Source organism: Aureimonas sp. OT7 (assembly GCF_014844055.1).
GTDB lineage: Bacteria > Pseudomonadota > Alphaproteobacteria > Rhizobiales > Rhizobiaceae > Aureimonas > Aureimonas altamirensis_A.
Map to the genome: position 1 here is coordinate 2,335,774 of NZ_CP062167.1, position 13,313 is coordinate 2,349,086.

10 protein-coding genes and 1 pseudogene are annotated in these 13,313 nt (G+C 65.2%); 3 read left to right on the top strand and 8 right to left on the bottom strand.

The genetic code is table 11. The features are described 5' to 3' along the window. Positions 1 to 261 precede the first annotated feature (261 nt). Positions 262 to 471, top strand: a complete 210-nt coding sequence (locus IGS74_RS11200) for a hypothetical protein (protein WP_192386192.1) — start codon at positions 262 to 264, stop codon at positions 469 to 471. Positions 472 to 762: 291 nt separating this feature from the next. On the opposite strand, the pseudogene IGS74_RS11205 reads toward IGS74_RS11200, so the two are convergent. Together IGS74_RS11205 and wrbA are read right to left on the bottom strand one after the other, a co-directional pair. After that, positions 763 to 1,053: pseudogene (locus IGS74_RS11205) on the bottom strand (transposase); the annotation flags it as partial. A 99-nt stretch (positions 1,054 to 1,152) separates the two neighbouring features. Further along, positions 1,153 to 1,752 carry an NAD(P)H:quinone oxidoreductase gene (gene wrbA, locus IGS74_RS11210; protein ID WP_192386193.1) on the bottom strand — a complete coding sequence of 200 codons (600 nt, stop codon included), beginning with the start codon at positions 1,750 to 1,752 and terminating at the stop codon, positions 1,153 to 1,155. A gap of 143 nt (positions 1,753 to 1,895) precedes the next feature. On the opposite strand from wrbA, the gene IGS74_RS11215 reads away from it, so the two are divergent. Together IGS74_RS11215 and gpt are read left to right on the top strand one after the other, a co-directional pair. Beyond that, on the top strand, positions 1,896 to 2,636 hold the full coding sequence (locus IGS74_RS11215; RefSeq protein ID WP_246722530.1) for a competence/damage-inducible protein A: 741 nt from the start codon (positions 1,896 to 1,898) through the stop codon (positions 2,634 to 2,636). A gap of 73 nt (positions 2,637 to 2,709) precedes the next feature. Next, the gene (gene gpt / locus IGS74_RS11220) at positions 2,710 to 3,204 is read left to right on the top strand and encodes a xanthine phosphoribosyltransferase (protein ID WP_039196234.1); all 495 of its coding nucleotides are present in this window, start codon (positions 2,710 to 2,712) and stop codon (positions 3,202 to 3,204) included. 69 nt (positions 3,205 to 3,273) lie between these two features. Here the strand turns inward: gpt and IGS74_RS11225 are convergent, their stop codons facing one another. The 6 genes from IGS74_RS11225 to IGS74_RS11250 form a co-directional block, all read right to left on the bottom strand. Continuing rightward, on the bottom strand, positions 3,274 to 5,076 hold the full coding sequence (locus tag IGS74_RS11225) for an NAD(P)/FAD-dependent oxidoreductase (protein WP_192391755.1): 1,803 nt from the start codon (positions 5,074 to 5,076) through the stop codon (positions 3,274 to 3,276). Positions 5,077 to 5,266: 190 nt separating this feature from the next. Continuing rightward, entirely contained in the window at positions 5,267 to 7,162 is a 1,896-nt protein-coding gene (locus tag IGS74_RS11230) for a sigma-54-dependent Fis family transcriptional regulator (RefSeq protein ID WP_192391756.1), read from the bottom strand. Between the two features lie 370 nt (positions 7,163 to 7,532). Continuing rightward, positions 7,533 to 8,219 (bottom strand): CBS domain-containing protein, encoded by a 687-nt coding sequence (locus tag IGS74_RS11235; protein WP_192386194.1) that lies wholly within the window; start codon positions 8,217 to 8,219, stop codon positions 7,533 to 7,535. Positions 8,220 to 8,285: 66 nt separating this feature from the next. After that, positions 8,286 to 10,241, bottom strand: coding sequence for a Fe(3+)-hydroxamate ABC transporter permease FhuB (gene fhuB, locus IGS74_RS11240; RefSeq protein ID WP_192386195.1), 1,956 nt, complete (start codon positions 10,239 to 10,241; stop codon positions 8,286 to 8,288). Then, complete coding sequence (locus IGS74_RS11245; RefSeq protein WP_192386196.1) at positions 10,238 to 11,119, bottom strand: ABC transporter substrate-binding protein; 882 nt, start codon at positions 11,117 to 11,119, stop codon at positions 10,238 to 10,240. The genes fhuB and IGS74_RS11245 overlap by 4 nt, the downstream gene beginning before the upstream one ends. A gap of 8 nt (positions 11,120 to 11,127) precedes the next feature. Next, positions 11,128 to 13,272 (bottom strand): TonB-dependent siderophore receptor, encoded by a 2,145-nt coding sequence (locus tag IGS74_RS11250; RefSeq protein WP_192386197.1) that lies wholly within the window; start codon positions 13,270 to 13,272, stop codon positions 11,128 to 11,130. Positions 13,273 to 13,313: the final 41 nt, after the last annotated feature.

The following is a 13,313-nucleotide window of genomic DNA, read 5'->3' on the forward strand; positions in this document are numbered from 1 at the left end:
AGCTTGCATCGGTTAAAAATTGATTATCATGCACTGTAAGCTCTCGGAGCTGAAGTCGATATCGCAAAATTTATACGTAATTTGAGGCGATCGGAAGTCAGATATACTTAATTCGAGGAAGATATTCACGATTTATAAAAGTGTCATCGTTTCACCGATTGTAAAAAATATGCGAAGGCAGATGTGAGTGCTTGTGTTTTCGCCACATTGGCCGCTACAATCCGTGATTGAGGGTGTAGGGGGCAAGCGAGGGAGACGACCATGACTGGCAGTGACCGTCCTGGGTTTTCCGGCGCCGTGCCGGTAGACTCCATCTCCGACAGAGGGGTCGCTACGGAAAACGCGTCCGGGCTGATTCTGCGGCTGCGGGACAGCAATCGCGCCCTGGAAGACCTCTTGCGCGCGTTGGAGCGGGACGAGTCCACATGCCGCTCGCCGCACTCCGAACCCGACGCCTATCCATTCGTCTGACTTCAGGCGCGCATGAGAAAGGCCGGCGAATGCCGGCCTCAGACTGCTGAAAAACCCCATCGAATTGACTGCTGACAAGCCCCGTCGAATTTCGGCGGGGTTTTGTTATGGCGATTATTTTCGGTGATGTAGGCCGGCCGGGAAAGGTCGGCCGCTCTCTGACATGGGAGCTTGGGACCATTGCGATCTTCGTCATGTTCCGGGCTGCGGCTGCGAGAAGGCACTGGCAGGATGTTCCGATGGGACTTCGAAAGCGTGGCTATCGGTGCCCGTGCGGTCGCTTGGCATCGGCAGCTTCAAACGCAGGAACCAGCGATAGGCTACATTGACCTCGATCTCACGAATGAGCTGGCGTTCCGAGCGGACGTCGAACAGATATCCGACCATCAGCGCCTTGAACATCCAAGTCGGATCAAGTGCCGGGCGGCCGTGCTCGCGCAGTACAGACCGACAACGCGGTCCTGGATATAGGAGAAAATCGATCACCTGGTCGATCTTGCGGAGCAGGTGATCCTTCGGGACAAGCATATCGAGCGTGACTATCTCGGGTGCTGTCCGTTCGGGCGCAGGTTTCTTCAACATGCCCCGGTGAATCGAAAACCCCCGGCTAACGCCAGGGGTTTGTCAGCAGTCTGAGGCCGGCGAATGCCGGCCTTTTTTGCCAGTATCGGCCTTGTCCGATTATCCAGCGAGCTTGCCGGCGATCTCCGCGATATGGCGGCCCTGGAAGCGTGCGCCTTCGAGCTCGATCTCGCTGGGCTGCCGCGAACCGTCGCCACCTGCAATGGTCGTCGCGCCGTAGGGCGATCCGCCCACGACCTGATCCAGCGCCATCTGCCCGGCGAAGGCGTAGGGCAGTCCGACTACGACAAGGCCGTGATGCAGGAATGTCTTGTGCATCGACAGAAGGGTCGCCTCGTTGCCGCCATGCTGGGTCGCCGAGGACGTGAAGGCGCCGGCAACCTTGCCCAGCAACTTGCCGGCTGCCCACAGACCGCCCGTCCTGTCCCAGAAGGACTGCATCTGCGAGCTCGGATTGCCGAAGCGCGTCGGGGCGCCGACGATGATGGCGTCGTAGGCGGGAAGGTCTTCCGGCTTCGCTTCCGGGTGAGCCGAATCCGTCTTGAAGCCGGCGGCGGCGACGACGTCCGCCGGCGCGGTTTCCGGAACCCGCTTGATGTCCACCTCGGCGCCGGTGCTGGCGGCACCTTCGGCCACGGCGCGCGCCATGGCTTCGATATGGCCGTAGCTGGAATAATAGAGTACCAGAACCTTGGTCATGCATCTTCCCTTCGGTTGGCGCGGAGGCCGTTGCTGCTGGCCGTATAGATACGTGATTGCACGGACATGCGTTAGGCTGGATGCAGAGACGCACTGTCCACAGCGGTTGACCGCCGGCCCCGGCGGGAAAGGAAATTCAGGCAATGGCCCAGACTGCTTCCATGCTCGCGATCGGTGACGAACTCCTGTCCGGCCGGACCAAGGACAAGAATATCGCTCATCTCGCCGATGTCATGACGATGGCCGGCATCGACCTCAAGGAGGTTCGCATCGTCGGCGACGAGCCGGAAGAGATCGTGGCCGCCGTCAACGCGTTGCGCCAACGCTACGACTATGTCTTCACGTCGGGCGGCATCGGCCCCACCCACGATGACATGACGGCCGACGCGATCGCCGCCGCCTTCGAAGCGCCGATCGGCTATCACCCGCAAGCCTATGCGCTGATGGCCGCGCATTACGAGGCGCGGGGCATGGAATTCACGGAGGCGCGCAAGCGCATGGCCCGTACGCCGGAGGGCGCCAGCCTGATCGACAATCCCGTTTCCGTGGCGCCGGGGTTCCATATCGGCAATGTCTATGTGCTGGCCGGCGTGCCGGCCGTTTTCCAGGCCATGCTGGAAAAGATCGTCGCCGGCCTGCCGCAGGGCCCCGTCGTGCTGTCCGCGGCGGTGGAATGCTCCTTCGGGGAGGGCGATATCGGCGGCCCGCTGGGCGAGATCCAGAAGCGGCACCCCGATGTCGTCATCGGTTCGTATCCCAAGTTCGACGGCGCGCGCTACAGCACAGAACTCGTGGTGCGGTCGCGGGATGCCGAAGCGCTTTCACGCGCGCGGGGCGAGGTGCAGGCAATGCTGGCCGACCTGGCGACCAGCCGCTCCACGTAATGGCGCGCGCGCTTGCGGTAGGCGCGCAACCGGGCTATCGCATCGCCCTTGGAAAGATCGGAGCCATGCAGACATGACGAGCGAAAAGTCCTTTCCCGTTTCGTGGGATCAGTTTCACCGCGACGCGCGCGCGCTCGCCTGGCGGCTGGCCGGGGTGCGCGACGACTGGAAGGCCATCGTCTGCATCACACGCGGTGGGCTGGTGCCTGCCGCCATCATTGCGCGTGAACTCGGCACGCGGCTGATCGAGACCGTATGCGTGGCGTCTTACCACGACTACGAGACACAGGGCGAGTTGAAGGTCCTCAAGGGCATATCCCCGGACCTGTCTGGCGATGAGGGCGATGGCGTGCTGATCGTCGACGACCTCACCGATACCGGAAAGACGGCGGCGCTGGTGCGTTCGATGCTGCCCAAGGCCCATTTTGCCACCGTCTATGCCAAGCCCAAGGGCCGGCCGCTGGTGGATACCTTCATCACGGAAGTGTCGCAGGATACCTGGATATTCTTTCCGTGGGACATGGGGCTGACATTCCAGGCGCCGATTTCCAAGGGCGTTGCCGGCTGACAGCCCGGGGCGGTAACGCCGCCCGCCGCGCCTGTGGCGCGGAAGGCGGCGATGACCTGCGTCACCGCGTCAGGCGACGTGGTGGGGAGGGTGCAGGCCGTACACCGGCGTTTCAAGGCCAATCTGACGCGCCTTCAATTGCAGCGCCAGATATTGGGAGTAGTGTCGGGACTGGTGGAGATTTCCGCCGTGGAACCATAGCGCTTCCTGTGCGGTCGGCTTCCACATGTTGCGCTGCTCGCCTTCCCAGGGACCGGGGTCCTTCGGGGTGGCCGAGCCGAGGCCCCAGCACTTGCCGACCGCATCGGCGACCTCTTGCGAAATCAGGTCCGCGGCCCAGCCATTCATCGATCCGTAGCCGGTGGCGTAGACGACGAGATCGGCCGGCAGTTCGGTGCCATCCTTCAGCACCACCGCATCCTCCGTCAAATGGCTCACGTCGGAGCCCGACTTCAGCTTGATGGAGCCGTCGATGACGAGATCGCAGGCGCCGACATCGATGTAGTATCCCGACCCGCGCCGCAGGTATTTCATGAACAGGCCGGAGTCGTCAGCGCCGAAATCCAGCATGAAGCCGGCCTTTTCGAGCGCGGCGTAGAAATCGGCGTCCTGCTGCCGGATCTTGTCATAGATGGGGATCTGGAACTCGTGCATGATCCGGTAGGGGATCGAGGCGAAGATCAGGTCGGCCTTGCGCGTGGTGACGCCGTTGGCAAGTGCGCGCTCGGAGTAGAGATCGCCCAGCCCATGCTCCATCAACGAGTCCGAACGGACGATATGGGTAGACGAGCGCTGGACCATGGTCACGTCGGCACCTGCTTCCCACAGCGCGGCGCAGATGTCGTGCGCCGAATTGTTCGAGCCGACGACGACGACGCGTTTGCCCTTGTAGGCATCCGGGCCCGGATGCTGCGATGAATGCTGCTGCTCGCCCCGGAACACGTCCTGTCCGTCGAAATGTGGAATATTCGGCTTGCCGGACATGCCCGTGGCCAGAACCAGCTGCTTTGGATGAAGTATCGTTTCCTGCCCGTCGCGTTCCACGACGACCGTCCATTTGCCATCCGCTTCATCGTACTGGGCGCTCTTGGCCGTGGTGGACCCCCAGTAATTGAGCTCCATCACCTTCGCATACATTTCCAGCCAGTCGCCGATCTTGTCCTTGGGTGCGAAGACCGGCCAATTGTCGGGAAAGGGGATATAGGGCAGGTGGTCGTACCAGACCGGGTCATGCAGGCAGAGCGACTTGTATCGCTTGCGCCAGCTATCGCCCGGCCGCTCGTTGCGTTCCACGATCAGGGTGGGAACGCCCAGTTGGCGCAGCCTGGCGCCGAGCGCGATGCCGCCTTGCCCGCCACCGATGATGAGGACATCCGGCTGCACCTGGCGCCCCAGGGTCTCTACTTCGTCTTTCCGCCGCTCCGACCAGCTCTTGCGGTTGCGGTCGTGCCCGTGCTCGGCGCCCATGGGGCGCTTGAGCCCCTTGGGCTCTTCATGGCCCTTCAGTTCCGTCAGCGTGGTCAGCAGGGTCCATATCAGCCCGTTGCGGATGCGCACATGCCCCACGCCGCGCCCCACCTTCGTCTCGAATGCGAACCACCCGTCGGTGACGCCGCCGGTTTCCGAGGCCTCCCATTCCGTATCCTGCACGAAGCCGCTCGGCCGGATGGCGCCCAGCTGGGCTTTCAGCATGTCGCGGATTTCGGCGTGCCCTTCGGCCGTATCGATGTTCCAGGTAAACGCCACGAGGTCGCGCCAGTAGCAGTCGACCTGGAACAGGTTTACGGCGGTGTCGATATCGCCTTTTTCCAGCGCTGCCGCGAGCTTGGCAAGAACGCTGTCCACCCGCGTTGCGGGGCTGTCGTTCAGCATCGTCATGTCCTCCACGTCTGTGCGGTCGTTGCCGCTCGAGCCCCGGCCCTTATGGCCGGTCCCGATTGCCGCAAAGACGTTGCAAGAGGCATGCCAAAGCGCCGTAAGCGGAAAGATTGCGGGCTTCCCGGCCGGGCGAGACCGCCAAACCGTTGCAGGCGCCACACCTGCGGCGCAACACATGGTGTCGCTAATGCGGCCGCGTTACCCCGAGCCGGCGCATCCGCCGATGCATGGTCGTACGGTCTACGCCAAGGCGCCGCGATGCCGCCGAAATGTTCCAGCCCGTATCTGTCAGTGTGGCGTACAGGCGTTGCGCTTCGTCTTCCGGTGCGGAACAAGGCGCGTCACAAGGCGCCGCTGCCTGAACCAGAGACGGCGGAAGATCGTCCAGGCCGATCTCCCCGGAATCGGCGACAGCGCCGGCATAGGCCAGCGCGTTGGCCAACTCGCGGATATTGCCGGGCCAGTCATGCCGGCGCAGCGCCTCTTTTGCTCCGGTGGACAGGCGTGGCCCGCCCGGGCCCAGCAGCCGTGCGACCAGCCAGTCGAAATCCGCCCGGTCGCGGAGCGGGGGCAGGTCGAGCGCGGCGGCGTTGAGCCGGTAGAGAAGGTCTTGCCGGAAGCGGCCGGCGGAGACGAGTTCGGATAGGTTTCGATTGGTTGCCGACAGGACGCGGATATCCACGGTCCTCGTATCGGACGTGCCGACCGGCTGCACGACCTTCTCCGACAGGACGCGCAGAAGGCGGGTCTGGAGGGCGAGCGGCATGTCGCCGATCTCGTCCAGGAACAGCGTTCCGCCATCGGCCTCTTCCACCAGTCCGCGACGCGCCTTGCCGGCGCCGCTGAAGGCGCCGGCGGCGTGGCCGAACAGCTCGGCTTCGATCAGGCCCTCCGGAATGGCTGCGCAATTGATGGCGATGAACCGCCCCTGGCGGCCGGATGCGGCATGGATGGCGGCGGCCAGTACCTCCTTGCCGGTTCCTGTCTCGCCCTGCAGCAGGATCGGCAGTGTCGATGGGGCCAGTCGCCGGGCCACGGCGCGCATTCTGTCTATCCTGGCGTCGTTGCCGCCTATGGCGTCCAGCCCGGATGCGGCCGGCTGCATGGTCGGCGGGGCGGGTGGGCGGGCCGACTTCCACCGCGTCGGCGGCTCTATCGCATGGGCGAAGACGACGCTGCCGTCGCGCAGGCGCAACAGCCGTTCATGGGCCGGCCGGTCGCGCGTCAGATCCGGCAGGCCGTCCATCCCGATGGGGAAGAACCGATCGAGCCTTTCACCGATCAGGCCCGGCAAGGCACCGCCTGCCTGGCCAATGCTGGCGCCGAGGAGCCGGGCTCCACGATGCGTCATGCCGCAGATGCGGGCGTCGGCGTCCACGGCGATGGCGGCATCGGGATCGACGTCCAGGAACTCCGGTGAATGAGAAAACCGCAAGACCCAGTTGCGCCGCTGCGATGCCATCAGATTGGCCATCTCGATGCGCCGGGCGGTGGCCGTGACGAGGTGCAATGCCAGGTTCTGGCTGACCTTCGGCGTCGGCGACGACAACAGCGAAATATCCAGGACGGCGGCAAGACCGCCCAGCCCATCGTAAATCGGCGCGGCGGTGCAGGAGAGCGGCGTATGGGTCAGGTCGAAATGGTCGTCCTGATGGATCGTCAAAGCCTCGCCGGTGGCCAGGCAGGCGCCGATGGCGCATGTGCCGGCGCGCTCCTCCAGCCATTCGGAGCCAAGATACAGGCCGGCGCGGCGAAGGCGGTGGTCGAAATGCGGATCGCCCATGAACTCCACCGTCACGCCCTTCATGTCGGACAAGAGCAGCACGTAGTTCTGGCCGGCCACCTGCGCATACAGCCGCTCAAGCCCGGACCGCGCGATATGGACGAGCTCTTCCGATTGCTGCCGATGCTCCTTCAGCCGCGTCTGCGGCACGATGACGGCTTCGCAGGCAGCCGCCGGGTCCAGCCCGTGCCGTGTCAGGCAGCGCTGCCAGCTTTCCACCACGAAGCCGTCCCGGCCCGTGGCGTGGCCGCGGCTGGCAAGCTCGATCTCGCGTGCGTGCTTCGACCCGGAGACGATGGCTGATCCGCGCCGCCTCCCAACGACGCGCTCCCTCGACGGTTTCTCCCGCCGGGGAGCTTAGAGCGTTTCCCGCTCCTATGGAACCACTCTGTTTCTCCGAGGGCCGGATGGCCCGCCAGGAAGGCGGCGCAGGCCGTACCGGCGGTACGGGCAAGTCCGGCTGACGCCGCGGACGTCCGCCCCCGGGAAACCCGAAGGGCCGGAGCCATTCGAGCCGCCGTCTTCGGCGTGCATCTTGGCCATACACCAGTATGGCCTTCGACACCCACCTCGATTGCGGCCCGAAGCGCCTCCGGCAGAGTGATTCCATATGAGCGGGAAACGCTCTTGATCAACGCGGACCGTCCCGTCCATCCCGGAGGGACGGTCAACTCCAGGAGACGTCCACGCGGGTGGCATCCTCGATGCCGCGCACTTCGGCCATGCTTTCGGCAGCCAGACGCAAAGCGAGGCGCTCGCGCTGGCTGGAAAGATTGCCGCTGTAGTGCACGATCCCGTCCTGTACCTGCACGTTCTCGTCACGCAGGTAGAACCAGGGCTGGCGCCGAAGGTCTTCCATGAGGCGCCTGCGGATTTCCTCGTCGGAAATCGGCTCCGGTGCGCGGCGTCCGGCCTTGTGGATTGCCTTCAGAATGTCGGAGCGCGTGACGATGCCGACCGGGCGCAGCTTCTCCAGCACCACGATGGAGCGGATCTTGCGGGCGACCATTTCCGCGACGATATCGGCCATATCGGCATCCAGCGGCAGGGTGCGGACCTTGGACGACATCATGTCGCCGGCGACATTGGCGTGGCTGCGGATGTAATGCTCCAGCATCTCGCGCGGGTTCTTGCGATCCCACGACCACCAGTTGGACGGCAACAGCGTATCGATGCTGCGGCGGACGATCAGGTCCGTCGTCGTCACGATGCCGATGAGGTTGCCGGCGTCATCGACCACCGGCAGCGAATTGAACCCCTTGTCCAGCAGAAGCGCCGCCACATCGGCCACGGGCATGTCCGGCTTTATGGTCGTTATGGGCGAAACCATCAATTCGGAAGCCTTCATCGGCATGGGTCTGTCCTCCTGCATTCGTCGATTCATGTCCGGATTGTAGCGCAGTCCTATGAACCGTCCGCTTCACCTTCGGCTTATCAGCGCCACCAGGTACACCCCGCCGATCAGCGACGCGAACAGGCCGACCGGCATCTGGTAGGGAAAGCCGACCATGCGCGCCAGCCAATCGGCCCCCGCCAGCATGATCGCGCCGATCATCACCGCGGCCGCGGCCTCCTGCAACGGTCTGGAGAAGCCCATGCGCCGTGCGATATGCGGGCCGATCAATCCGGCAAAGGAGAGTGGGCCGACATGCAGCGTCGCGGCGGCCGAGGCAAGGGCGGCCAGCACCAGCATCGACCCGGTGGCCCGCCCGGCCGGCATTCCGAGCGCCGTTGCACCCGCCCGCCCCAATGGCAGGATGGCCAACCAGCGGGCGATGAATGGCAGCGGCAGCAAAAGCAGGACCGCACTGGCGACGGCGGCGATACCCTGCGTCGGCGTCGACGACTGGATCGCTCCGCTGAGCCATTCCAGCATCTGCATCGCCTCGGGCCCGCCATCGGAAATCACGGCGGTTACCGCCGCGCCGGCACAACTGCCTAGGGCGATGCCGGCCAGCAACAGCCGCTCCGGCCCGCCGGCATTGCGCGCCGCGAAATACAGGATGGCCAGCAGCGCCAGCGCGGAGCCAGCCAGCGTTGCCGCAAAGCGGAGCGACGGCGACGGCATGTCCACCGTTACGAGCACCGCGGCAAGGCCGAGGCCAGCGCCCGAACTGATCCCCAGTACCTCGGGGCTCGCCATCGGGTTGCCGGTGATACGCTGGAGAAGGTAGCCGGCCAGGGCCAGCAGCGCGCCACTGCCGGCCGCGACGCCTAAGCGCGGTGCGCGGAACGGCAGGAGCTCCAGCAGCGCGTTGCCGGTTGCGAAGGCCCAGCCGGTGCCGGTGCGCCCAACGCACAGGGACACCACGACAACCGCAAGAAGCACCAGGGCCAGTATGGCCAGCAGGGCTTGCGGGTGCGGGCTGCGGCGTCGCTCCATGCCGGTTTCGGCCGGTTGCAGCCCAAGCCGCAGCCGGGGCAGGGCCCACAGCAGGATCGGCCCGCCGATCAACGCGGTAAACGCGCCGGTGGGCAGAAGGTCCCGTCCGCCCGTCGTCATGGCGAGCACCAGTCCGTCGGCTATGGACAGAAACAGGGCGCCGGCCAGTGGCGAAAGCAGAAGCTGCTGGCGCAGCGTGCGCGCGCCACAGGCTCGGGCCAGCGCCGGGGCGGCGAGGCCGATGAAGCCGACGATGCCGACAAGCGCGGTGACGGAGCTTGCCAGAAAGACGGCCAGCGCCAGCGCGGCCAGGCGGGTGGCGCCGACACCGACGCCGAGGCTGCGGGCGCTTTCCTCGGCAAGGCCCAGTACCGTCAATGGACGCAGCATCAAAAATGCCAGCACGACGCCGACTGCCAGGCGGATGCCCAGCGTGATCGACGGCAACCAGCTTTCCTGGGATAGCGTCCCGCCGCCCCAGATGAACAGCGACATGACATAGTCGCCATTGGCCAGCGTGAGCGCCGCGCTCAGGGAGGCCACGACCAACGAAAGCAGCAGGCCGCTCAACACCGTGCCGACCGGCTCCAGCTTGCGCCGCCAGTTCAGCGCGACGATCAGCGCCAGCATCAGGCTTCCTCCGGCGAAGGCCACCGCCTCGCGCCCCGTGGCCAGCGCCGCCGGCAGATACAATGTGGCCAGCGTCAGCGCCAGTTGCGCGCCCGCGGCGACGCCGAGCGTGGAGGGATCGGCGATGGGATTGCGCAAGACGCGTTGCAGCAGCAGGCCGGACAGGCCAAGCGCCGCGCCCGCCAGAAGCGCGATGGCGCCGCGCGGCAGGACGGTGGCATGGAACAGGATCGCCGCGAAGCCGCCGGCTTGCGCTGCCCGCCACGCCGGCACCGCCTCCAGCAGAAACAGGGCAAGGGCCAAGGCGCCGGCGGCAAGCCAGGGGATGGGCGTCAGGCGTGTGTCGTCGCGGCCGTGCGTCATCCGCCGGCGGACCCGGACAACGCCGCCTCGAAAAGCCGCGTGAACCGGCGTGCGGTCGGCAGGCCGCCGAAGGCGTTCATCGGGGGCAGGATGTGGGCGCGTCCGGCCGCAACGGCGGGAATGGCTTTCCATAGGGCGCTGTGCGGCAGGGCGGCGGCGGCATCCGGCGGCACCGGGCCGACGACCACGATGATCGCATCCGGTCGCTCTGCCATCGCCTCGATGCCGATGGGGGCGGAGGCGGCGTAGCGGGTGTTGCCGGTGAAGGCGTTCGTGAAACCGATATCGGCCATGACGCTGCCAAACAGGGAATCCGGTCCGAACACCCGCACATGGCGGGCATCGCCGAGATTGACGAGATAGACGGGCCTTTGGGCGAAGCCGGCAAGGTTTTGCCGGCTGGCCGCGATCGCCGCCCTTGTACCTGCGATATAGGCCGTCGCAGCCTGCTCGCGTCCAAGCTCGGCTCCCATTCCTTGCATCGCCGCTTCCACAAGGTCCAGGGGCCGTTGGCCGCCACCGAAGATGGGATAGGAGCGGGTAGGGGCGATCCGCGCGATCTGTGGTTCCGCCCAGGCGTTGAAGGGCGAAATGTAGATGAGGTCGGGATGGATGCTCGACAGAAGCTCGAGGTTGAACGAGCCGCGCAATCCGAGGTCGATGACGCTTTGCGGGACCTCCGGCTCGACCGCCAGCCGCCGGAAGAGAACCAGCTCGACGGCGGCGACCGGCGTTACGCCGAGCGCCAGGATCGTTTCCAGGAGAGCCCAGTCCAGTACGGCGATGCGCCGGGGCACGGCTGCCGCCGCATCGGGCGGTATCAAGGCAAGGGTCGCCAGGCCGGCCATGAAGCCGCGCCGGTCAAGCGCGGCGGTCATGCCCTACCTCACCACTTGTAGGCAACGGACGCGATGACGCTGCGGCCTTCGCCGTAGTAGCAGCCGAAATTGCAGCTTGCGACATACTCTTCATCGGCCACGTTGTTGACGTTGAGAGCGGCCTTGAAATCATCTTTCTCGTAGCGGATCGCAAGGTCGACAAGGGTTGCGGACGGAAGGTCGATGGAGTTGGAATCGTTGCCGAAGCGCGAGCCGATATAGCGGACGCCGCCGCCCAGCGAAACGCCTTCGAGCACCGTTCCCGGCTGGAATGCATAATCCAGCCAAAGGGCGGCCGCATGTTCGGGAACGTTGGCCGGACGATTGCCCGTCGTGGTGGCTGTAATGATGCCGGCGACGACGGTGTCGTCGCCCTGCGTGATCTCGACGTCGGCATAAGTGTAGTTGCCAACGAGGCTCAGCCCGTCGGTCAGGCTTGCCGTCGCTTCCAGTTCGAAGCCGCGCGAGCGGATCTCGCCTGTCTGGGTGATCTCGCGGACCAGCGATCCGCCGTCCGGCACCGCCTGGTTGGCGACGACATTGGTCTGCTCGATCTGGTACAGCGACGCGGTGATGAACGAGTTCCAGCCCGCCGGCTGGTACTTGATGCCGCCTTCTATCTGCTTGCCTTCCGAAGGCTTGAACAGCGCGCCATCGGATGTTTCCCCGGTGATCGGGTTGAACGAGGTCGCATAGCTGACGAAGGGCGCCAGGCCGTTGTCGAACAGATAGACCGCGCCGGCGCGCCCGGTCAGCGCATCGTCGTCGACGCTACCGTCGGCATTGGACAGGTCCGACCAGTCCTGGCGCAGGCCCGCGGTGACGACCAGCCGGTCGAAACGGATCTGATCCTGCGCGTAGATGCCGGTCTGCTTCAGGTCGACATTGGTGAGGTTGGCGCCGTCCGGGTTGACGATGACGGGCGTACCGTAGACCGGGTCGAAGGCGTTGATGGGCAGGGCCGTGCCGGAGAAGTTCGACGAGCGGTCCAGGTTGTTCTGCCGGTAGTCCAGCCCGATCAGCGCGGTGTGCTGCAGGACGCCGGTCTCGAACTGCGTTTCGACCTGGTTGTCGATGCCGAAGCTGTTGGTCAACTCGTCCTGGACGGAGGGGCCGCGCGACACAGTGAAATTGTCGGCACTCAGGCCGGAGAAGTAGAGGTTCTGGTAGTTGAAGTCGAGCCGCGTGTACTGGGCGTTCTGACGAAACTCGACCGTTTCGTTGAAGCGATGGCTGAACTCGTACCCGATGGTGCCGAACCAGCTTTCGGAATCGTTGAAGTCGGGTTCGCCCAGGTACAGGCTCGGTGGAAGCCGGCCATAGGGGTTGCCGTCCAGGGTACCGGCCTGGGGCAGGCCGACGGGCGAATCCGCCTTGTCGTACTGCAGGCTGCCCATCAGCGTGAAGCTCGTGTCGGAATCTGGACGGAAGCTGATGGACGGCGCGAGGTAGACGCGGTCATCGTCGACGTAGTCCTGCTGCGTGTCCGAAAGGCGGCCCAGGCCGACCATGCGGTAGCTGACATCCTCGTTGTAGACGCCGCCGACATCGAACTTGGCGACATAGCGGTTGTTGTTGCCGATCTCGGCCGCGACATTGCGGAACTCGGTGAAGGTCGGACGCTTCTGCACGAGGTTGATGATGCCGCCGGGCGCGCCCTGGCCGTACAGGACGGAGGCCGGACCCTTCAGCACCTCGATGCGTTCGAAGCCATAGGGCTCGAAGGCGAGTGCGCCGAAGTCGCGGATGAATCGGAAGCCGTTGATGTAAACGCTGTCGGTGGCCTCGAAGCCGCGGATGATGGGTGAGAAGAAGCGCGGGTCGTTTCCGAAAGGCTGCGTCACGACACCGGACGTGTAGTTGAGCGCCTCGCCGATATTCTGGACGCCGCGATCTTCCATCTGCTGCGTGGTGACGACCGAGATGGATTGCGGCACCTCGATCAGCGGCGCCGAAATCTTGGAGCCGGTCTGCGTCTGCGTCGCGACATAGCCATCCACCGGTCCCGTCGCCGTGCCGAACGTGCCGCCCGCGCCACCGCCGCCTGCGCCCTCGACGACGACGGTATCGAGCGTCACGGTCGATTGAGCATGTGCCGACAGCGGAAGCGCGACGGATGCCGCCAGAATGGACAATCGATGGACGAGGCGCATGGCGTACTCCGCGCAGGAAAGTGGACAACTTTACTCCTGAT